This window comes from Burkholderia sp. KBS0801, from assembly GCF_005937855.2.
Classification (GTDB): Bacteria; Pseudomonadota; Gammaproteobacteria; order Burkholderiales; family Burkholderiaceae; genus Burkholderia; species Burkholderia ambifaria.
This window is the reverse complement of record NZ_CP042178.1, coordinates 369,284-389,284: the sequence shown is the minus strand read 5'-3', so window position 1 is coordinate 389,284 and position 20,001 is coordinate 369,284. Positions and strand designations below refer to the sequence as shown.

Annotated in this window: 18 protein-coding genes; 7 read left to right on the top strand and 11 right to left on the bottom strand. The window is 67.4% G+C overall.

Annotated features, from left to right (window positions below; translation table 11 throughout):
* Positions 1 to 25: 25 nt before the first annotated feature.
* Positions 26 to 1,114, bottom strand: a complete 1,089-nt coding sequence (gene phnS, locus FFI87_RS18575; RefSeq protein WP_012366877.1) for a 2-aminoethylphosphonate ABC transporter substrate-binding protein — start codon at positions 1,112 to 1,114, stop codon at positions 26 to 28.
* Positions 1,115 to 1,370: 256 nt separating this feature from the next.
* Between phnS and FFI87_RS18570 the strand changes: the two genes are divergently transcribed.
* A complete protein-coding gene (locus tag FFI87_RS18570) occupies positions 1,371 to 2,480 on the top strand; it encodes a 2-aminoethylphosphonate--pyruvate transaminase (RefSeq protein WP_138849549.1) in 1,110 nt (369 codons plus the stop codon).
* A 102-nt stretch (positions 2,481 to 2,582) separates the two neighbouring features.
* On the opposite strand, the gene FFI87_RS18565 is transcribed toward FFI87_RS18570, so the two are convergent.
* From FFI87_RS18565 to aroQ, 3 genes are read right to left on the bottom strand one after another with little or no spacing between them, the layout of a single operon-like run.
* A complete protein-coding gene (locus FFI87_RS18565; protein WP_138849550.1) occupies positions 2,583 to 3,941 on the bottom strand; it encodes an MFS transporter in 1,359 nt (452 codons plus the stop codon).
* Positions 3,942 to 3,975: 34 nt separating this feature from the next.
* Positions 3,976 to 4,830: a shikimate dehydrogenase gene (locus tag FFI87_RS18560; RefSeq protein WP_138849551.1), complete on the bottom strand. Its 855-nt coding sequence runs from the start codon at positions 4,828 to 4,830 to the stop codon at positions 3,976 to 3,978.
* Positions 4,827 to 5,282 (bottom strand): type II 3-dehydroquinate dehydratase, encoded by a 456-nt coding sequence (gene aroQ / locus FFI87_RS18555; protein ID WP_138849552.1) that lies wholly within the window; start codon positions 5,280 to 5,282, stop codon positions 4,827 to 4,829. Before aroQ ends, FFI87_RS18560 begins: the two co-directional genes overlap by 4 nt.
* A 257-nt stretch (positions 5,283 to 5,539) precedes the next feature.
* Here aroQ and FFI87_RS18550 point away from each other — a divergent pair, with 257 nt between their 5' ends.
* A complete protein-coding gene (locus tag FFI87_RS18550; RefSeq protein ID WP_138849553.1) occupies positions 5,540 to 7,432 on the top strand; it encodes a bifunctional sugar phosphate isomerase/epimerase/4-hydroxyphenylpyruvate dioxygenase family protein in 1,893 nt (630 codons plus the stop codon).
* A 286-nt stretch (positions 7,433 to 7,718) separates the two neighbouring features.
* On the top strand, positions 7,719 to 7,982 hold the full coding sequence (locus FFI87_RS18545; RefSeq protein ID WP_011659625.1) for a hypothetical protein: 264 nt from the start codon (positions 7,719 to 7,721) through the stop codon (positions 7,980 to 7,982).
* Positions 7,983 to 8,057: 75 nt separating this feature from the next.
* On the opposite strand, the gene FFI87_RS18540 is transcribed toward FFI87_RS18545, so the two are convergent.
* Positions 8,058 to 8,852 carry an AraC family transcriptional regulator gene (locus tag FFI87_RS18540; RefSeq protein ID WP_011659626.1) on the bottom strand — a complete coding sequence of 265 codons (795 nt, stop codon included), beginning with the start codon at positions 8,850 to 8,852 and terminating at the stop codon, positions 8,058 to 8,060.
* 670 nt (positions 8,853 to 9,522) lie between these two features.
* On the opposite strand from FFI87_RS18540, the gene FFI87_RS18530 reads away from it, so the two are divergent.
* A complete protein-coding gene (locus FFI87_RS18530) occupies positions 9,523 to 10,659 on the top strand; it encodes a branched-chain amino acid ABC transporter substrate-binding protein (protein ID WP_011659627.1) in 1,137 nt (378 codons plus the stop codon).
* A gap of 320 nt (positions 10,660 to 10,979) precedes the next feature.
* A complete protein-coding gene (locus FFI87_RS18525; protein WP_138849555.1) occupies positions 10,980 to 12,290 on the top strand; it encodes an MFS transporter in 1,311 nt (436 codons plus the stop codon).
* Between the two features lie 120 nt (positions 12,291 to 12,410).
* On the opposite strand, the gene FFI87_RS18520 is transcribed toward FFI87_RS18525, so the two are convergent.
* The 3 genes from FFI87_RS18520 to FFI87_RS18510 form a co-directional block, all read right to left on the bottom strand.
* On the bottom strand, positions 12,411 to 12,848 hold the full coding sequence (locus FFI87_RS18520; RefSeq protein ID WP_138849556.1) for a DoxX family protein: 438 nt from the start codon (positions 12,846 to 12,848) through the stop codon (positions 12,411 to 12,413).
* Positions 12,849 to 13,073: 225 nt separating this feature from the next.
* Positions 13,074 to 13,529, bottom strand: coding sequence for an RbsD/FucU family protein (locus FFI87_RS18515; RefSeq protein ID WP_138849557.1), 456 nt, complete (start codon positions 13,527 to 13,529; stop codon positions 13,074 to 13,076).
* Positions 13,530 to 13,609: 80 nt separating this feature from the next.
* A complete protein-coding gene (locus FFI87_RS18510) occupies positions 13,610 to 14,002 on the bottom strand; it encodes a nuclear transport factor 2 family protein (protein ID WP_012366886.1) in 393 nt (130 codons plus the stop codon).
* 172 nt (positions 14,003 to 14,174) lie between these two features.
* Between FFI87_RS18510 and FFI87_RS18505 the strand changes: the two genes are divergently transcribed.
* Positions 14,175 to 14,660: a cysteine hydrolase family protein gene (locus FFI87_RS18505; protein ID WP_012366887.1), complete on the top strand. Its 486-nt coding sequence runs from the start codon at positions 14,175 to 14,177 to the stop codon at positions 14,658 to 14,660.
* Between the two features lie 66 nt (positions 14,661 to 14,726).
* Here FFI87_RS18505 and garD read toward each other — a convergent pair whose 3' ends face one another.
* Positions 14,727 to 16,280, bottom strand: a complete 1,554-nt coding sequence (gene garD / locus FFI87_RS18500) for a galactarate dehydratase (protein ID WP_138849558.1) — start codon at positions 16,278 to 16,280, stop codon at positions 14,727 to 14,729.
* Positions 16,281 to 16,519: 239 nt separating this feature from the next.
* On the opposite strand from garD, the gene kdgD reads away from it, so the two are divergent.
* Positions 16,520 to 17,434: a 5-dehydro-4-deoxyglucarate dehydratase gene (gene kdgD, locus FFI87_RS18495; RefSeq protein ID WP_006752326.1), complete on the top strand. Its 915-nt coding sequence runs from the start codon at positions 16,520 to 16,522 to the stop codon at positions 17,432 to 17,434.
* 137 nt (positions 17,435 to 17,571) lie between these two features.
* Here the strand turns inward: kdgD and FFI87_RS18490 are convergent, their stop codons facing one another.
* Entirely contained in the window at positions 17,572 to 18,123 is a 552-nt protein-coding gene (locus tag FFI87_RS18490) for a hypothetical protein (RefSeq protein ID WP_006752327.1), read from the bottom strand.
* 273 nt (positions 18,124 to 18,396) lie between these two features.
* Complete coding sequence (locus FFI87_RS18485; protein ID WP_138849559.1) at positions 18,397 to 19,974, bottom strand: aldehyde dehydrogenase (NADP(+)); 1,578 nt, start codon at positions 19,972 to 19,974, stop codon at positions 18,397 to 18,399.
* Positions 19,975 to 20,001: the final 27 nt, after the last annotated feature.

Here is a 20,001-nt window from a genome sequence, read left to right as displayed (position 1 = left end):
CACTAATACAGGCGGCGGGCGCCGATCACTTCGGCTTGACGACGTCGAGCTGCTTGCCCGAGCTGCCGATCACGTCCTTCTTCCAGCGCTCGATCCACACCGGCTTCTTCGCCATCACCTGGCTCCAGTCGACCGGAATCAGCTTCACGCCCGCGATCGCCTTCTTGACCGCCTCACCGTTCTTGCCGGCCAGCGGAACGTCGGTGCGGCCCGGGATGCCGTACATGTCCGGCACCTTCGACTGCACTTCCGTCGACATCAGGTAGTCGATCAGCTTCTTGCCGACGTCCTGGTTCGGGCCGCTCTTGATCAGACCGATGCCGTACGGCAGCTGGAACGTGGTCGGCTGGTCGCCGTCCTTCGCGGCCAGGAAGATCGGCTTGACGGACAGCGCGCCGTGCTCGGCGTCGTCGAGGTCCATCTGCAGGTCGCCGTTCGCGACGCTGATCTCGTTGCGCGACAGCAGCACGTTCAGGTAGCCGGTGCCCTTCGTGTGGAACTTCACGCTCTGCGACAGTTTCGCGAGGTAGTCGAACGCCTTGTCCTCGCCCATCAGCGAGGTCGTCAGGATCAGCACGGCCATCCCGTCGCCGGCGGTCGCCGGGTTCGAGTACGCCACCTTGCCGGCATAGCTCGGCGACAGCAGGTCGGCGAACGTCTTCGGCTGGTTCTTCACGACGTCCGGGTTGATCGCGAACGAGAAGTAGTTGTTCACGAAGGTCGCCCACGTACCGTCTTCCGCCTTCGCGATCGCCGGCACGTTCTTGTAGTTCACGCTCTGGTACGGCTGCAGCAGGCCCATCTGGCCGGCTTGCTGGATGAACGGCGGCAGCGTGACGATCACGTCCGCCTTCGGCGAGTTCTTCTCGATGTTCGCGCGGTTGACGACCTCGCCGCTACCCGCCGTCACGATGTTGACCTTGACGCCTTCCTTCTTCTCGAAGGCCGGCAGCACATCGCGATAGAGGTTCTCGAGACCGTCCGCCGTATACAGCACGACCGCGTTCGCCGCATGCGCGGGCAATGCGGCGCCCATCAGGCCGGCGGCGCCGGCAGCCAGCGCGAGCTTGCGGAACGCGCCGGCAGCGGCGCGCGAGGAATTCTGCAGTGTCATCTCACTTCTCCGTAGGCGGAACACCAGGCGGCCGGGGCACGATCCGGCTCGTTTCAGTCGGGGCAGACCGACAACCGGCCGGCCGCGCTGCCGCGCTGCAGGTGGTTTCGCGCGGCAACCGAAGGATCACAGCGTTCGATGACAAAGCCGTGACGCACGCCACAATTTCCACAAAATGACACATTTTGCCAATATCATGCAAGTCGTTCAGAACTGCCACTCCCCACGTTTCGCCCGACCTTTGCTGGAGAAAACCATGCCCGATCCGATTCTGCTCACGCCCGGCCCGCTCACCACATCCGCCACAACACGCCACGCAATGCAACATGACTGGGGCTCGTGGGACGCCGCTTTCAATCAGTTGACGGCCAGCGTCTGCGCGGACCTCGTCGCGATCGCGCGCGGCGGCGACGAGTACGTGTGCGTGCCGATGCAAGGCAGCGGCACCTTTTCGGTCGAGGCCGCGCTCGGCACGCTGGTGTCGCGCGACGGCGTCGTGCTGGTGCCCGACAACGGCGCGTATTGCGCGCGCATCCTGAAGATCCTCGGCCGGCTCGGCATCGAAGCGATCACGTTGCCGTTCGGCGAGGACGCAGCGGTCGACCCGGCGGCGGTGGAAGCCGCGTTCGCGCGCGAGCCGCGCATCACGCATGTCGCGCTGGTGCACCTGGAAACGAGCGCCGGCATCCTGAATCCGCTCGACGCGATCGCGGCCATGTGCCGGCAGCACGGCAAGCGGCTGATCGTCGACGCGATGAGTTCGTTCGGCGCGCTGCCGATCGCGCTGGCGGACAGCGGGATCGACGCACTGGTGTCGGCGAGCGGCAAATGCCTGGAAGGCGTGCCGGGGATGGGGTTCGCGATCGTGCGGCGCGACGCGCTCGATGCATGCGAAGGCAACTCGCCGTCGCTCGCGCTCGACCTCCAGGATCAGCACGCGTACCTGCGCAAGACTGGCCAGTGGCGCTTCACGCCGCCGACCCACGTGATCGCCGCACTGCGCGCCGCGCTCGACCAGTATCTCGCCGAAGGCGGCCAGCCCGCACGTGGCGCACGCTATGCGGAGAATTGCCGGACGCTGGTCGAATCGATGCGCGCGCTCGGCTTCGCGCCGTTCCTCGACGCCAGCGTGCAGGCGCCCGTGATCGTCACGTTCCATGCGCCCGACCATCCCGCATACGATTTCCGCCGCTTTTACGACGCGGTGCGCGACGCGGGCTTCATCCTGTATCCGGGCAAGCTGACGAAAGTGGAGACGTTCCGCGTCGGCTGCATCGGCGCGATCGATGCCGGCGACATCCGGCGCGCGGTCGCGGCGATCGCGCAGGCACTCGAATCGCTCGGGATTGCCATGCAGCGCGCGTGAGCGCGGATGCGTGAACCGGCCCGCAATCCGGCGGCAGAAATAAAAACGCCCGGCGACCCAAGGTCGCCGGGCGAATGCACCGAACGTGCGTGGAGCCGGTACTTACAATTCGATCCGTTTGATGTCGCCCACGACGAAGATGTACGACAGCGCACCGATCAGCGCGATCACGCCGATGAACACCAGCGCGCCGACGAACGAACCGGTCGACGCGACGATGAAGCCGACGACGAGCGGCGTGACGATCCCCGCGAGGTTCGCCGCGAAGTTGAAGATGCCGCCCGTCACGCCGAGCAGGCCGTCCGGCGCGATGTCGGACACGAGCGTCCAGCCCAGCGCGGCCATCCCCTGCGCGAAGAAGGCGATCGACATGATCGCGATCACGGCTTCGTTGCTCTTCACGTAGTTCGCGAGAATGATCGTCGACGCGAGCAGCAGGCCGGCGATGATCGGCAGCTTGCGCGCGAGGTTCGCCGACTTGCCGCGACGCAGCAGCCAGTCGGAGAAGATCCCGCCGAACATCACGCCGACCGACGCGGCGATGAACGGCATCACCGCGAAGAAGCCGATCTTCAGCCAGCCCATGTGGCGCTCGGTGGCCAGATAGGTCGGGAACCAGGTCAGGAAGAACACGAGCGTCGAGTTGCCGGCGAACTGGCCGAGGCAGATGCCCGCGAGCTGGCGCTTCTTCAACAGCTTGCCGGCCATCGCCCAGCTGAACTTCTTCTGTTCGCCCTTGACGCCCTTGGCGCCGTTGCCACCGTTCTCGCCCTTGCGCACGCCGTGCACGAGACCGCCGCCCGCCTCGATGTACGCGAGTTCCTCCGAGTTCGCGGCCGGATGATCACGCGGCTCGTGATAGAACTTCCACCAGATCAGGCCGAACGCGATACCGACCGCGCCGACGACCCAGAACAGCGAGCGCCAGCCGAACGCGCCCATCAACGCGAACAGCACCGGACTGAAGAACGCAAGGCCGATGTATTCGCCGACGGTATACGTACCGGTCGCCATCGCGCGCTCGCTCTGCGGGAACCAGGTCGCAACCACGCGGCTGTTGGTCGGGAAGCACGGCGCCTCCGTCACGCCGAGGCCGAGCCGGCACGCGAGCAGCGTCGCGATGCCCGGCACGAAGCCCTGCAGGAACGTGCACAGCGACCACAGCGTCATCGACCAGTAATAGGTGACCTTGCTGCCGAAGCGGTCGAGGAACAGGCCGCCGGGCACCTGCATCGCGACGTACGTCCACGAGAACGCGGAGAACATGATGCCCATCACCGCCGCGTTGATGCCGAGCTCCTTGGTGAGCTGCGGCGCAGCCACCCCCAGCACGGTACGGTCGAGATAGTTGATCATCGTGCCGATCGCGAGCAGCGCGAGAATCTTGTAGCGCGCCGACGTGCGCCGGACCGTGCCGGCCGCCTGCGCTGGCGCGGCGTTCGTGTGGGTGGTGTGCTGCATGGTTGTCTCCTGGTTTCTCTTTTGGATCGAAGGATCAGCGCGCGACGAGCGACTGAAAGTGCTCGAACATCCGCTCGTCGTCCGGCGTACGTCCGGTGAAGATCTCGAACGCGTCGACTGCCTGGTACACGGCCATTCCGCCGCCCGGCAGCGTCGCGCAGCCGGCCGCGCGTGCCGCGCGAATCAGTTCGGTTTCGAGCGGGAAATACACGATGTCGGCCACCCACATTCCCGCATGGAGCAGTTCGGCCGGCAGCGGCAGCCCCGGATGCTTGGTCATGCCGGTCGGCGTTGCATGGATCAGGCCCGTCGCGGCGCGCATCGCGGCCGCGCGATCGCTGCCCGGCGTGACCCGGGCGACCGGGAAGCGCTGCTGCAGTTCGCTCGCGAGCGTGTCGGCACGCGTGCCGTCGACGTCGAAAATCGTCAATTCGGCGGCGCCCATCTGCAGCGCCGCATGTGCGACGGCCGCGCCGGCCCCACCCGCACCGAGCTGGACGACGCGCTCGAGCGACGCGTCGGGAAGCCCGCGGCGGAACGACTTCGCGAAACCTGACCAGTCGGTGTTGTGGCCGATCCGCTTGCCGTCCTTGAACAGCACGGTGTTCACCGCGCCGAGCGCGCGCGCGTCGTCCGACAGCGCGTCGAGGTGCTCGATCACGCGCTGCTTGCACGGGTGCGTGATGTTCAGCCCGTTGTAGCCCATCCGCTGCGCGGCCTCGAGCAGTTGCGGCAGCGCGTCGACGGTCAGGCCTAGCGCGTCGAGATCGATGCGCCGGTATACGTAGCCGAATCCCTGGCGGAATCCTTCTTCCTCATGCATCGCGGGCGACAGCGAACCGGCGATGCCCTGGCCGATCAGGCCGATCAGAAAAGACGGGCGGCTCATCGTGCGGCTCCCTGCGCAAAAAGGGTGGACAGGCGCTGCAACGCGAATACGTAGCCTTCGGTGCCGCAGCCGCAGATCACGGCCTCGGCCACCGCCGATACATACGAGTGGTGACGGAACGCCTCGCGGCGATGCACGTTGGAGATATGCACCTCGATCACCGGTTTCGCGATCGCGGAAAGCGCGTCGGCCAGCGCGACCGACGTGTGCGTATAGGCAGCCGGGTTGATGACGATGCCGTGCGTGTCGTGACGCGCGGCATGCAGCCAGTCGATCAGCTGGTGCTCGGCATTCGACTGGCGGAAGTCGATCTCGAGCCCGAGCCCCTCGGCCGCCGTGCGGCAACGCTGCTCGAGATCGGCGAGGGTTTCCGCGCCATAGATATGGGGCTCGCGGGTACCCAGGAGATTCAGGTTCGGGCCGTTCAGTACCAGCACCTTGTGCTTGCTCATGACGATTTCTGCTCTTAAAAAAAGGGGGCGGAACGTTGCCCGCTGCGCCCCGTGACATCAGGAAGTTGGCGCTAGTGTGCGCCGGCATGCAAGCGCTGTCTTTTCGGGTTTTCGCTAATTTGTACCACCTAGTTAGTTTGTATAATCGATCCCACTTCCCTAGTAAATTCGGGATATGGCGTTCGCCGCGAATACAACGACTGGTTCATTCGGGTCCGATCGGCCGACGCCACCCCGCTCATCCGCAGGATTCGCCCATGCAGCGCTCGATCGCCACCGTGTCACTGTCCGGCACCCTTGCCGAGAAGCTCGCCGCCGTCCAGGCCGCCGGCTTCGACGGTGTCGAAATCTTCGAGAACGACCTCGTCTACTTCGACGGATCGCCGGCCGACGTGCGGCGCATGGCCGCCGATCTCGGCCTCGACATCGTGCTGTTCCAGCCGTTTCGCGACTTCGAGGGCGTGAGCCCGACCCAGCTCGCCCGCAATCTCGACCGCATCCGGCGCAAGTTCGATGTGATGCACGCGCTCGGCACCGACCGCATCCTGGTGTGCAGCAACGTGTCGCCCGACACGATCGCTGACGACGCGCTGCTGGTCGACCAGCTCGGCGCGCTCGCCGAAGCCGCGCGGCAGGCCGGCGTGGTCGCCGCGTACGAGGCGCTCGCGTGGGGCCGCGTCGTGAAGCGGTACGGCCATGCGTGGCAGCTCGTGAATGCGGTGAACAGCCCGCACCTCGGCCTCGCGCTCGACAGCTTCCATACGCTGTCGCTCGACGATTCGCCGGACGCGATCGCCGACATCCCCGGCGACCGGATCGCGTTCGTGCAGATCGCCGATGCGCCGAAGCTCGCGATGGACGTGCTCGAATGGAGCCGCCACTTCCGCTCGTTCCCCGGCCAGGGCGACTTCGACCTCGCACGCTTCACGGCTCGCGTGATCGAGTCCGGCTATACGGGGCCGCTGTCGCTCGAGATCTTCAACGACGGCTTCCGCGCCGCGCCGACCGCGATCACGGCCGCCGACGGCCACCGCTCGCTGCTCTATCTGGAAGAACTGACGCATGCGCGGCTCGCACAGGACGGCCGTGCGCCGGCTGCCGACCAGCCGCTGTTCGCGCCGCCGGCGCCGCCCGCGCACGTCGGGTTCCAGTTCATCGAGTTCGCGGTCGACGCGCAGGCGGCAGCCACCGTCGGCGCATGGCTCGGCAAGATGCGGTTCCGGCTCGCGGGCCGCCATCGGTCGAAGGACGTAACGCTGTTCCAGCACGGCGCCGCGTCGATCGTGCTGAACGCCGAGCGCGACTCGTTCGCCGATGCATTCTTCCAGCAGCACGGGTTGTCGCTCTGTGCGTCGGCGTTTCGCGTCGACGATGCGAAAGTGGCGTTCGAACGCGCGGCCGGCTTCGGCTATGCGCCGTTTTCCGGGCGCGTCGGCCCGAACGAGCGCGTGCTGCCGAGCGTGCAGGCGCCGGACGGCAGCCTCGAATACTTCGTCGACGAGACGCCGAACGCGCCGACGCTGTATGAATCGGATTTCGTGCTGACCGACATCGACGGCCCCACCGAGGTCGGCCCGCTGACGGGCATCGACCACGTGTGCCTCGCGCTGCCGGCCGACGCGCTCGATACGTGGATCCTGTTCTTCAAGACCGCATTCGGCTTCGAGGCCGAACGCAGCTGGCTCGTGCCCGACCCGTACGGCCTGATGCGCAGCCGGGCGGTGCGCAGCGCGGACGGCTCGGTGCGGATCGCGCTGAATGCGTCGGTCGACCGCCATACGGCCGTCGCCGAATCGCTGGACCGCTATCACGGCACGGGGCTGAATCACGTCGCGTTCCGGACCGACGACATCGTGAAGACGGTCGCCGCGTTCGCAGCCGACGGCGTGCCGTTCCTGCGGATCCCGCCGAACTACTACGACGATCTCGCCGCGCGCTACGCGCTGCCGGACGAATTGATCGACACGCTGAGCGCCCACCATCTGCTGTACGACCGCGACGAAAACGGCGGCGAATTCCTGCATGCGTACACGGAACTGGTCGACAACCGCTTCTCGCTCGAGATCGTCGAGCGGCGCGGCGGCTATGACGGCTACGGTGCGACAAACGCGGCCGTGCGGCTCGCCGCGCAGGCCCAGCGCAGGAAATAAGGAAGCACCGGGAAGTTCGTTCCCGGTCGGAGCACGTGGGAGAACCACGGGCTCCCCGGCGCCAGCCGCTGCGCACGCACCATCGTGGTGAATATCGCGGCGGCGCCCCGCCAGACAAGGTTGACGCGTGCGCATCCGGCACGGCCGGCCGGTGCGAGTTACATCCGGTAATGCTTGCCGTGCCGCAACACCGGCGCGGTGGCTGCAATTTTAAGAATCGCTTAAGTCTTTCTCGGCACCATCCGCAACCAGTACCCGATGGATATCCCGAAAAAGGAGGACAGCGATGAGCGCCGTAGATGCACCCGCGGGCCGCCAGCCCGCCCCCCCTGCGAAAAAGACGATGCTGCGCCGTTTGCTCAGCCATCACGAAATCGCGACGCTGCTCGTGCTGCTGCACGCGCCGATCGGCGCGAATGCCAAACCCGAATTGCCCGCGCTGCAGGAAGCCGGTCTCGTCGAGATGATCAAGCTCGACGCCGACACGTCACCGCGCTTCCGGCTGACCGAAGACGGCACGGCCGTCCTGAAAGGGCTCGGCTACCGCTGAGCCGACGCTTTTCCCGCTCACCGTTCCCGCCTCACCCCGATCATCCCGAACCGCCGGCCCGGCCGGCGCGTTGCTTCACCCCGCCCGATCCTGCAGCATCAGCCGGTATTCCGTCGGCGTCACGCCGACCGTCGCCTTGAACTGGCGCGTGAACGCGCTGTGATCCGTATAACCGCATAGCGCCGCCACGTCGGTCACCTTGTCGTGCGTGACGAGCAATGCCGTGGCCGCGTCGAGCCGCGTCTTCAGCAGCACCTGGCGCGGCGTCAGGTGAAACACCTTGTGGAAGTAGCGTTCGAGCTGCGCGACCGACATCCCGGCCATCTGCGCGAGCTGCTTGAGGTTCAGCGGCTGCACGTAGTGATCCTGGATGTGCTGGACCACGTCGGCGAGCTTGCTGTACGCCGGATGCGAGCCCTCTTGCGCTTTCAGGTCGCGCGAAATGCCCGCGAGGCCGACCACCTTGCCGGCCGCGTCGCGCAGCGGCTCCTTGCAGGTCAGGCACCAGCCCGGCTGACGGCCCGGATACAGATGCAGCTCGAGCTGGTCCATCAATTGCTGGCCGGCGGTGATCGTCGCCATGTCCTGCTCGAAATAGGTGCGGCCGAAGCGGCGCGGAAACACTTCGTCGGTCGTCTTGCCGAGCAGGTCGCGCTTGTCCTTGTAGCCGCAGCGCATGGCCAGCGTGCGGTTGACGAGCGCGTAGCGGCCGTTCGCGTCCTTCACGAAGAACGCGACGTCGGGCAGCGCGTCGAACACCGGCTCGAGCAGGCGGAAATGCGCGAGCATCGCGCCGAGATCGGCGTTGTCGGGCTGGTAGCGCAACGTATCGGACAGGCTCATGGGCGGTGCGGCAAGGAAGGTCGTCATCCCGGCATCTGCGAAGGGAGTGGCTGATGGCGTCGATTATAGGAGTGCGCTCTCGAACGCGTCATGGCGATCGCGGGCAAGCGAGCGGGACGGCGCGGCGCGGCTCGGCTCTCGGCTCTCGGCTCTCGGCTCGGCACACGGTGGCCCGCGCAATGCGCCGCCGATCGGCGGTGATTCAGCGACCGCATACGTCGGCACATCGTACGCCGTGAGGTTGTGCACACAACCACCGCGCCGCTCGCGTGTCCGGCGGAGACGATTTCGCGTCGGCCGGTGCGGGCGGCAACATCCAGCGCACTCCGCCGGCGCCGCGACCACGCATGCCCGAACCCGCCATCCTAGAAATGCCGGCATGTCGCGTCTTGGCGCGTTTGCGCACTCCGCATGACGATTTCAGCATATATCAGGGTTATCGACGATATGCCGAAATCGTCGCCGGCGGCGCACCGAACGCGCAAGACGCGGGTATTTTCGCTACCTAGACTTCGCTCAACGGTTACGAGACGACATCCCGCCGCTACCGCGCACGCCGATTCCGGCATAACCCGCGCGGCGCGCGGCGAGCCGCACCGCCGTCGCATCGGCGTGCCTACCGATACGTCTCGCCCGGTTTACCGCACCGGCCGGCTGGCCGGCGGCGGCCCAACCACGCCATCAAGGGGAAGTGAAAGTGAAGCTGAAGGTATCGCACGTCGCGCTGGCTGCTGCCTGCGCACTGTCGGGCGCACACGCCATCGCCGCCGACGTCGTCAAGATCGGTTTCGCCGCACCGCTGACGGGGCCGCAGTCGAACTACGGCGCGGACATGCAGAAGGGCGTGCAACTCGCGATCGCCGATTTCAACGCAACGCATCCGACGATCGGCGGCAAGCCCGTCACGTTCCAGCTCGACTCGCAGGACGACCAGGCCGACCCGCGCACCGGCACGACCGTCGCGCAGCGGCTGATCGACGACAATGTCCGCGGCGTGATCGGCCACTTCAACTCGGGCACGAGCATTCCGGCGTCCGACCTGTACGATCGCGCGGGGCTGCCGCAGATCTCGATGGCGACGTCGCCGCAATACACGGCGCGCGGCTACAAGACGACCTACCGGCTGCTGACGAGCGACGCGCAGGCCGGCCGCATCGTCGGCACCTATGCGGTGAAGTCGCTGCACTTCAAGCGCATCGCGATCATCGACGACCGCACGGCCTACGGCCAGGGCATCGCCGACGAATTCGCGAAGGCCGTGCAGGCCGCGGGCGGCACGATCGTCAAGCGCGACTTCACGAACGACAAGGCGCTCGACTTCTCCGCGATCCTGACCAATCTGAAGGGCGTCAACCCCGACGCGATCTTCTACGGCGGCGGCGATGCGCAGTCTTCGCCGATGATCCGCAAGATGCGCCAGCTCGGCATGAAGTCGGCATTCGTGACCGGCGAGATGTCGCGCTCGCCGACGTTCCTGAAGGTCGGCGGCGAAGCGGCCGAAGGCGCGATCGTCTACATGGGCGGGCTGCCGAAGGAAAAGATGCCGGGCTTCGCCGGCTACGCATCGCGCTACAAGGCACGCTTCAACGAAGACGTGATCACCTACTCGCCCTACGCGTACGACGGCACGATCGCGCTGCTCACCGCGATGAAGGACGCGAACTCGACCGACCCGAAAGTCTATACGCCGTATCTCGGCAAGGTGTCGGTCAAGGGCGTGTCGGCGCCGAGCATCGCGTACGACGCGAAGGGCGACCTGAAGGATGCGCCGGTGACGATCTACAAGGTCGAGCACGGCGCGTTCAAGCCGGTCGACACGATCGCCGGCAACTGATCGCGGGGCCCATGCCCCGCGCGGCGCGGCAAGCGGCTCACCCCGCCTGCCGCGCCGCTTGCGTTTCGGCTCGACGAAGTCCGGAACATGCGTCGGCGCACCGCCGCGCCCGCGCATTTCGCGCTCCTGTAGAATCCCCCCACCCGCTTTGACGCCTCGTCCGCGTCGCGCCCCATCCCGGTGCGACGGCGCGTGTTTCGTGCCCCATCCGGCACCCGGCACGCTTCGACGATGCAAGCCGCGCCTTGTCAGTCCATGCCGATAGCGGGCCCTGGAGACGCAGCACCGACAACTACATTCGAAAACCGATCGTCCTGACCATGCAAGCTTCCGAATTGAGCGGCGTGCCTCGCGCCGCCGAACGCGCGCTCACGCGCGGCGACTACAAAACCCTTGGCCTTGCCGCACTCGGCGGCGCCCTCGAGTTCTACGACTTCATCATCTTCGTGTTCTTCGCGCCGGCGATCGGGCAGCTGTTCTTCCCGCACGACATTCCCGACTGGCTGCGCCAGTTGCAGACGTTCGGCATCTTCGCGGCCGGCTATCTCGCGCGCCCGCTCGGCGGCGTGATCATGGCGCACTTCGGCGACCTGTTCGGCCGCAAGCGGATGTTTACGCTGAGCGTACTGATGATGTCGGTGCCGACGCTGCTGATGGGCCTGCTGCCGACTTACGACTCGGTTGGCATCCTCGCCCCGGTGTTGCTGCTGCTGTTCCGCGTGCTGCAAGGCGCGGCGGTCGGCGGCGAAGTGCCGGGCGCATGGGTGTTCGTGTCGGAGCACGTGCCGTCGCGCCACATCGGCTATGCGTGCGGCACGCTGACCGCGGGCCTCACGGCCGGCATCCTGCTCGGCTCGCTGGTCGCCGCCGGCATCAACAGCCGTTACTCGGGCGCCGAAGTGACCGCGTTCGCGTGGCGCATTCCGTTCCTGCTCGGCGGCGTGTTCGGCCTGTTCTCCGTATACCTGCGCCGCTGGCTGCACGAGACGCCGGTGTTCGCCGAGATGAAGGCGAAGAAGGCGCTCGCAGCCGAGATTCCGCTGAAGGCCGTGCTGCGCGACCACGGCCGCGCGGTGATCGTGTCGATGCTGCTCACGTGGATGCTGTCGGCGGCGATCGTCGTCGTGATCCTGATGACGCCCGCGCTGCTGCAGAAGCAGTTCCACCTGTCGCCCGCGACCACGCTGTTCGCGAACAGCGTCGCGACGCTGTGCCTGACGGCCGGCTGCGTCACCGCCGGATCGCTCGCGGGCTGGATCGGCGCGAAGCGCGTGCTCGGCATCGGCGGGTTCGTGCTGGCCGCGTGCTACTACCTGCTGTTCGTGCAGGTCGCCGCCGACGCGTCGACGCTGCCGCTGTACTACGGGATCGCCGGCTTCGCGGTCGGCACGATCGGCGCGGTGCCGTTCGTGATGGTCCGCAGCTTCCCGGCCGTCGTGCGCTTCTCGGGCATCTCGTTCTCGTACAACGTCGCGTATGCGATCTTCGGCGGCCTCACGCCGGTGATCGTGTCGCTGATGATGAAGTCGAATCCGCTCGCGCCGGTCGTGTACGTCGCGGCGATCTGCGTGCTCGGCGCGATCGCCGTGCAGTTCTCGAAGGATGCGCCGGATCTGAACGACGCACGCTGAACGCCGGCGCGCACGCGCCCGCTGCATGAACGAAGGGCCGAATCCCGCGGCGTGCGGAATTCGGCCCTTCTGTTTTGCTTCAGTGCGACGACTTGCGCGCGTTGCCCCGTTCAGCTCGAATCAGCGCAGCGCGCCATACGACGAACTCGGCCGGCGCAGCGCGTCGATGCTCGCGCCGCCGGCGCCCGTCACGAACAGCAACAGGAAGCCGCCGGCGATCGCGACGTTCTTCCAGAAGTGGATGACCATGTCGTGCTGGACCGCGGCGTCGGTCGCGTCCCAGAAATTGTGTCCGACCATTGCGGTCGCGATCGTATAGAACGCCAGCAGCAACGCGAGCGGCCTCACCTTGTAGCCGACGATCAGCAGCAGGCCGCCGAGCGCTTCGATCGTGACGACGATCGGGCCCATCACCTGCGAATAGGGCACGTTCAGCGCGTGCAGATAGCCGATGAAATCGCCGTAGCCGAGCAGCTTCATCACGCCGCCCCACAAGAACAACGCCGCCAGCGCCAGGCGCGCGAAAAAAATGACGCCGGAATCGACGGAACGCGTCATGCCTCTCTCCTCGTATGCAATTCGGCCGTCCGCACGGGGCACACCCCGTGCGGTTCGGGGCCGCGCGGCCCTGCGGGGCCCGCGGCAAATGGGCCAGCATAGAGGGACTTTCCGCGGTGTCCAAGAAAAAGGTTGTAGCAAATCTTTACACTGCGGCGGCGGGGCGGGCCCGGCCGCGCCGCGAAAAACGGCGTTCGGCCGTGCCGCGAATAAAAGGAACCGGCCCTAAGCCGCGTCGCTCAGCAGCACGCCTTTCTTGAACAGAAAGCAGCCGTAGCCGCGCAGCTCGCCGGTGACGATCACCGCGTAGGCCTGCTGCGCGCGCTCGTAGAACGCGAAACGATCGAGGCCCGCGAGCGGCACCGCGCGACCTTCCGCGCGATCGATCTCGGCCTGCACCTCGCGCTGCACGGGCGGCACCGCGACCGGATCGCCGACGACTTCCATCCGCCACGCGGGCGTGTCGACGAACGTGTCGAGCGGCAGCACGGACAGCACCGCGCGCGCGACGCGCGCCGAATCGGCACCGTCGATGCGCAGCGCGCGACTGACCACCGTGTGCTCGGCGACGGATTCCGCCGGGAAATTCGCGTCGCAGATCGCGACTTCATCTCCGTGGCCCATCGCGCGCAGCGCGTGCAGGATGTCGGCGTGCAGCAGCGGATCGAGATTCTTCAGCATGTCGGCTTGTCTCCGGGATCAGGAACGAACCGCATAACGTTACCCGATCCCGGACGCTGCCGCGCATGTCGCGGCTCGCGTCACGGCGCCGCGGCCGGCATTTCGTCGATGAAACCCGTGACCGACTTCAGGCGGCCCGATGCGTCGACGGTGCCGAAATCCGAACCCCTCACGATCGCCGCGCCGTCGGGCGACACGAGCGCCCACGAGAAACGCAGGTGCTGGCCGAACCCGTCGACGTCAGTCGTGCGGCGGAAACGGAACGCGGGGAAGCGTTCCTGCACCGCCGCGATCATCGTGTCGATGCCCGTGTGGCCGTCGCCGGCCATCAGCGGATCGCGATAGGCCGCGTCGCTCGCGTAGGTCGCATCGATCAGCGCGCGCCGCCGCGCGGCGTCGGGTTCGTTCCATGCATCGAAGTAGCGGTCGATCAGCTCGGCGTGAGCGGACTGGACGGTTTGGGCGGTGTTCATGCGAGGCTCCTGGTGTGGATGAAGGGAGGACAGCGCCGCGAACCTGTCGGGTTCGCGTGCCGCTATCGTCGCCGGCCCCGCGCAGGCGGTCGATTACGTTCGAGGTAAGGAAATCGCGCCGCCGGCGCACGCGCTAGAATCGGCGTGCCTGGACCTCCGGACGTCATCCGCCATGCAGCAAGCCCTCCTGATCGTCGACATCCAGCCGACGTTCGCACCGCCCGAATGGCTCGTCACCCGCGTGCGCGCGCTCGTCGGGCGCCTGCCGAGCGTCGCGACGGTCGAGCGTCACGACGAAGCGCGCGTGCCGTTCGAGCGGCAGCTCGGCTGGCGTCCGTCCCGCGACGACGACAGCCTGATCGCCGCCGATCGCGTGTTCGTCAAGCACGGCTACGGGCTGCCCGTCGAAGCCGTCGAGCACTTGCGCGCGCTCGCGCCGGAACGCGTGCTCGTCTGCGGGATCCAGACCGACACGTGCGTGCTCGCGGCCGGTTTCGCGCTGTTCGACGCGGGCCTGCACCCGACGCTGCTCGCGGATCTCACGGCCGGTTCGTCGCTCGATCGCAGCGGCGAACTCGGCGTGCGGCTGTGGAAACATCATTTCGGCCGCGTCGAGTACGCGCATGCGTTGTTCGACCTGCCGAACGACCACGCGTAGCGCGCGCCGCCGCAATGAAAACGGGCGCCCGAAGGCGCCCGCATCGTCGGCCATCGCAACCGTGCTTCAGGTCACCGGCGCCGGATTGAACAGCGTCAGCGCATTCGCGAGCTTCCATTGCTCGGCCCACGTGCGGCGCTTGCCGCTCGCGACGTCGAGCATCAGCCGGAACAGCTCCCAGCCCACGTCCTCGATCGACGCCGCGCCGGTCGCGATCTGCCCCGCGTCGAGATCCATCAGGTCGTGCCAGCGGCGCGCGAGATCGCTGCGCGTCGCGACCTTGATCACCGGCACCTGCGCGAGGCCGTACGGCGTGCCGCGGCCCGTCGTGAAAATGTGCAGGTTCATCCCCGCCGCCAACTGCAGCGTGCCGCAGATGAAGTCGCTCGCGGGCGTCGCCGCGTACAGCAGCCCCTTTTGCCGGGCACGATCGCCGGGACGCACGACGCCGGCGATCGGCGCGCTGCCCGACTTCACGATCGAGCCCATCGCCTTCTCGACGATGTTCGACAGGCCGCCCTTCTTGTTGCCGGGTGTGGTGTTCGCGCTGCGGTCGACGCGGCCGCGCTCCAGGTAACGGTCGTACCAGTCCATCTCGCGGATGATCTCGCGCGCGACGTCCTCGTTCGCGGCGCGCGACGTGAGTTGCGCGACGCCATCGCGCACTTCGGTCACTTCCGAGAACATGATCGTCGCGCCGGCACGCACCAGCAGGTCGGCCGCGAAACCGACCGCCGGGTTCGCGGTCAGCCCCGAGAACGCGTCGCTGCCGCCGCACTGCACGCCGACGACGAGATCCGACGCCGGACAGGTTTCGCGGCGACGGCGGTTCAGCCGCTCCAGGTGCGATTCGGCCATCTTCATGATCGAGTCGATCATCGAGTTGAAGCCGACGTGCGCGGCGTCCTGCAGGCACACCACGCCGCCGTTGTCGGCTGCGCCGTCGGCCGTCAGCGGAATCGCGCCGGGCGGCAACAGGCGCTCGGGCTGCAGCTTCTCGCAGCCGAGGCTCACCGTCATCACCTCGCCGCCGAAGTTCGGGTTCAGGCTGATGTTGCGCAGCGTGCGGATCGGAATGTCGGCGTCGGGCGCATCGATCGCGACGCCGCAGCCGTACGTGTGCTCGAGCCCGACCACGTCGTCGACGTTCGGGTAGCGCGGCAGCAGTTCTTCCTTGATCCGCTTCACCGCATGCTCGACGACGCCGGACACGCACTGCACGGTCGTCGTGATCGCGAGGATGTTGCGCGTGCCGACCGAGCCGTCGGCGTTGCGGAAGCCCTCGAACGTATAGCCTTCGAGCGGCGCCAGCGGCGGCGCGGCGCGCGTGGCGAGCGGCAGGTCGTCGAGCCCCGGCGGCTCGGGCATGCGCATCGTGCGCTCGTTGACCCAGCTGCCGCGGCGCAGCTCCGTGAGCGCATAGCCGATCACGACGTTGTAGCGGACGATCGGATCGCCGGCCGCGAGGTCGACCAGCGCGACCTTGTGCCCTTGCGGCACGCCTTCACGCAGCGTCAGGCCGTCGGCGAACGTCGCGCCCTCGGGCAGGCCGCCGTCGTTGACGACGATCGCGACGTTGTCGTCCGGGCGCACGCGGATGTAGAGAGGGGAAGCAGTCATCGGAATTCCTGGGAGGCTACCGGTCAAATCGTTAGTCATCATACGACATTCAACACTAACCGGGATGCTGAGTAAACCCTTATCCGGAAAGACCCTAACCCCCGCCCGCCGGCAAACCGCTTGCGTCACCCCTTCCCTCGTTGTACGATGACATACAACGACATCGCCAATCCGGCTCGGATGCCGTGCCCGACAAACCTGCACTCGCGCTGCGCTCGCGCTAGACGGACGACCCAACCATGACCTCACCGCAAGAACTCAAACAAATCATCTCCCACGGCCTGCTGTCGTTTCCGCTGACGGACTTCGACGCAGACGGTAGCTTCCGCCCGACCACCTATGCGGAGCGCCTGGAATGGCTGGCGCCGTATGGCGCGACCGCGCTGTTCGCGGCCGGCGGCACCGGTGAATTCTTCTCGCTCACGCAACGCGAGTATTCGGACGTGATCCGCGTCGCGACGGAAACCTGCAAGGGCAAGGTGCCGATCCTGGCCGGCGCCGGCGGCGCGACGCGCGTCGCGATCGAATATGCGCAGGAAGCCGAGCGCCTCGGCGCGAGCGGCGTGCTGCTGATGCCGCACTACCTGACCGAAGCCAGCCAGGAAGGCATCGCCGAACACGTCGAGCAGGTGTGCCGCGCGCTGAAGATCGGCGTCGTGGTGTACAACCGCGCGAATTCGAAGCTGAACGCCGACATGCTCGAGCGCCTTGCCGATCGTTGCCCGAACCTGATCGGCTTCAAGGACGGCGTCGGCGAAATCGAGAGCATGGTGACGATCCGCCGCCGCCTCGGCGACCGCTTCGCGTACCTCGGCGGCCTGCCGACGGCCGAAGTCTACGCAGCCGCGTACAAGGCGCTCGGCGTGCCGGTGTACTCGTCGGCCGTGTTCAACTTCATCCCGAAGACGGCGATGGAATTCTACGAAGCGATCGCGAAGGACGACCACGCGACGGTCGGCCGCCTGATCGACGAGTTCTTCCTGCCGTACCTGCAGATCCGCAACCGTCGCGCGGGCTACGCGGTCAGCATCGTGAAGGCGGGCGCGAAGCTCGTCGGCCACGACGCGGGCCCGGTGCGCGCGCCGCTCGTCGACCTCAACGACGCCGAAGTCGCCGAATTGGACGTGCTGATCAAGAAGATGGGCCCGCAGTAAGCGGGGACGGACGGCGCGGTGCGTTCAGCGGCACCGCGGCCGGCTTGTCGTCAGTGTTGCGTCGCGGCCGGCTCTTGCCGGCCGCGGTCGTTTGCAGCGGCGGCAGTGCGCTGCACCCCGCCAACGAAGGCGTGCGGTCACATCTGCGCGATGACGCCGATGATCCGGTGACGCACGTTGCCGAGCTTGATCCGGGTCGTCTCGATTTGTTCCTGCGCGCCCGAACGCACGCGTGCGTTCGACTCGCCGCCGAGAATCTGCCCCAGTACGTCGCGGTCGACAACCGCATCGAAGAACCGGCCGACCGTGATCGTCGCCGACTGCTTCGCGGTCAGCAGCGCGCTGTTGGCCTGCGTCAGCGCGTCGGTACGCAGGTTCTGGTCGCGTTCGTCGATGCCGCGGCGCTGCTCGAGCGCGAACACCAGCGCCTCCATGTCCTGCCTGAAACGGCGCACGGCGAGGCCGAACATGAGCGAATGCGCATCGGAGCCCGTCACGGGCCGCCCCTGGTTGATGGTCACGTCGAATTCGCTGCCGCCGAGGTCGCGCTGGAATTCCAGCAGCGCATTCGCGAGCACGCGCCCTTCGCTGTACTGGCCGATGCGGCTGCGCACGGAATGCGCGACGTCGCCGATCGCCTTCCATAGTCCGGCGGCGAACAGGTGGTCGCCGCGCTTGCTGATGTTCATCGGATGGTTCCTTGTTGGTCTTGTGTCGGTCTCTCAGGCTCGCCAGCGGGCCGAACGGCCCGCAGCCTCGCTACTGTAGGAGAAATTCAGGCGGCGCGGAAGGTGGGGGCCGGCTCGTCGCGCGCTCGGCAGCATGCGCAACCCCGCGGCACGAAACCCCGCCATAAATGAAAACGGCGGACGCCGCCCGTGGGCATCGTCCGCCGCCATCCGTCAACGTACCGAATCGCGCCCCTCCCGGGACGCGGCCTTCAGTCGGTCACGTTCAGCACCTCACTCCGCCTTGCCGTCCCGCAGCCGCGGAATCGCGAGCGGATTGCTTTCCTGCAGTCCTTCGGGCAGCAGATCGTCCGGGAAGTCCTGATAGCACACGGGCCGCAGGAAACGCTCGATCGCGGTTGCGCCGACTGACGTGACGGACGAATTCGACGTCGCCGGGAACGGCCCGCCGTGCACCATCGCGTCGCACACCTCGACGCCGGTCGGATAGCCGTTGACGAGCAGACGCCCGGCCTTGCGTTCGAGGATCGGCAGCAGGCGGCGTGCGAGCGGCTTGTCGTCGGCGTCCATCTGCAGCGTGGCGGTCAGCTGGCCCTCCAGCGCGTCGAGTACGTGCGCGACTTCGTCGAGATCGCGGCAGCGCACGATCAGCGATGCCGGCCCGAACACCTCGTGGCTGAATGCCGGCTCCGCGAGGAACGCCTGCGCGGCGACTTCGTAGAGCGCGCCGCCTGCCTGGCATTCGGTCTGCGCCGTCTCGCCCGCGCCGATTTCACGTACGCCCGGCAGTTCGGCCAGCTTGCCGCGACCGTTGCGATACGCGTCCGCGATGCCGCGCGTGAGCATCACGCCGGCCGGCTTCTTCGCGAGCGCCTGCGCGGCGACCGACTCGAAGCGGTCGAGATCGGGACCGTCGATCGCCAGCACGAGGCCCGGGTTCGTACAGAACTGGCCGACGCCGAGCGTCAGCGAATCGACGAAGCCGGTCGCGATCGCGTCGCCGCGCGCGGCCAGCGCGGCCGGGAACAACACGACCGGGTTGATGCTGCTCATTTCCGCATAGACGGGAATCGGCTGCGGCCGCGCGTTCGCGAGCTGCACGAGGGCCATGCCGCCCTGCCGCGACCCGGTGAAGCCGACGGCCTGGATCGCCGGATGACTGACGAGCGCTGCGCCGGTCACGCGGCCCGGGCCGATCATCAGCGAGAACACGCCGGCCGGCATCCCGCATTTCGCCACCGCCGCGCGGATCGCGCGACCGACCAGCTCGGACGTGCCGAGGTGCGCCTCATGCGCCTTCACGATCACCGGGCAGCCGGCCGCCAGCGCCGACGCGGTATCGCCACCGGCCACGGAGAACGCGAGCGGGAAGTTGCTCGCGCCGAACACGACGACGGGCCCGAGCCCGACCTTCTGCAGCCGCAGGTCCGAACGCGGCAGCGGCGTGCGCTCGGGCTGCGCGGGATCGATCGACGCGGCGAGGAAACGCCCGTCGCGCACGACGCGCGCGAACAAGCGGAGCTGGCCGACGGTGCGGCCGCGCTCGCCCTGCAGCCGTGCGACGGGCAGGCCCGTTTCGGCGTGCGCGCGTTCGATCAGCGCGTCGCCGAGCGCGACGATTTCGTCGGCGATCGCTTCGAGAAACGCCGCGCGGGCCGCGAGCGGCTGGGCGCGGTACGCGTCGAAGGCATCGCGCGCGAGTTCGCACGCGCGCTCGACGTCGGCCTGCGTCGCGACGCCGAAGGCCGGCGCGTCGATCGGCGCGCCATTCGACGGGTCGAACGCGTGCAAGGTACCGGCCGAGCCGGCCACCGCGTCGGCGCCGATCAGCATCTCTCCAGTCAATTGCATGGGGTGTGCTCCGTGGTTCGGGAATGA

Coding starts and splice junctions, on each gene's coding strand:
- FFI87_RS18510 (WP_012366886.1), bottom strand. CDS start 14,002: ATGAACACCGCCCAAACCGTCCAGTCCGCTCACGCCGAGCTGATCGAC.
- FFI87_RS18560 (WP_138849551.1), bottom strand. CDS start 4,830: ATGAGCCGCCCGTCTTTTCTGATCGGCCTGATCGGCCAGGGCATCGCC.
- FFI87_RS18565 (WP_138849550.1), bottom strand. CDS start 3,941: ATGCAGCACACCACCCACACGAACGCCGCGCCAGCGCAGGCGGCCGGC.
- kdgD (WP_006752326.1), top strand. CDS start 16,520: ATGACCTCACCGCAAGAACTCAAACAAATCATCTCCCACGGCCTGCTG.
- FFI87_RS18540 (WP_011659626.1), bottom strand. CDS start 8,852: ATGACGACCTTCCTTGCCGCACCGCCCATGAGCCTGTCCGATACGTTG.
- garD (WP_138849558.1), bottom strand. CDS start 16,280: ATGACTGCTTCCCCTCTCTACATCCGCGTGCGCCCGGACGACAACGTC.
- FFI87_RS18570 (WP_138849549.1), top strand. CDS start 1,371: ATGCCCGATCCGATTCTGCTCACGCCCGGCCCGCTCACCACATCCGCC.
- FFI87_RS18505 (WP_012366887.1), top strand. CDS start 14,175: ATGCAGCAAGCCCTCCTGATCGTCGACATCCAGCCGACGTTCGCACCG.
- FFI87_RS18545 (WP_011659625.1), top strand. CDS start 7,719: ATGAGCGCCGTAGATGCACCCGCGGGCCGCCAGCCCGCCCCCCCTGCG.
- aroQ (WP_138849552.1), bottom strand. CDS start 5,282: ATGAGCAAGCACAAGGTGCTGGTACTGAACGGCCCGAACCTGAATCTC.
- FFI87_RS18520 (WP_138849556.1), bottom strand. CDS start 12,848: ATGACGCGTTCCGTCGATTCCGGCGTCATTTTTTTCGCGCGCCTGGCG.
- FFI87_RS18490 (WP_006752327.1), bottom strand. CDS start 18,123: ATGAACATCAGCAAGCGCGGCGACCACCTGTTCGCCGCCGGACTATGG.
- FFI87_RS18515 (WP_138849557.1), bottom strand. CDS start 13,529: ATGCTGAAGAATCTCGATCCGCTGCTGCACGCCGACATCCTGCACGCG.
- FFI87_RS18485 (WP_138849559.1), bottom strand. CDS start 19,974: ATGCAATTGACTGGAGAGATGCTGATCGGCGCCGACGCGGTGGCCGGC.
- FFI87_RS18550 (WP_138849553.1), top strand. CDS start 5,540: ATGCAGCGCTCGATCGCCACCGTGTCACTGTCCGGCACCCTTGCCGAG.
- phnS (WP_012366877.1), bottom strand. CDS start 1,114: ATGACACTGCAGAATTCCTCGCGCGCCGCTGCCGGCGCGTTCCGCAAG.
- FFI87_RS18525 (WP_138849555.1), top strand. CDS start 10,980: ATGCAAGCTTCCGAATTGAGCGGCGTGCCTCGCGCCGCCGAACGCGCG.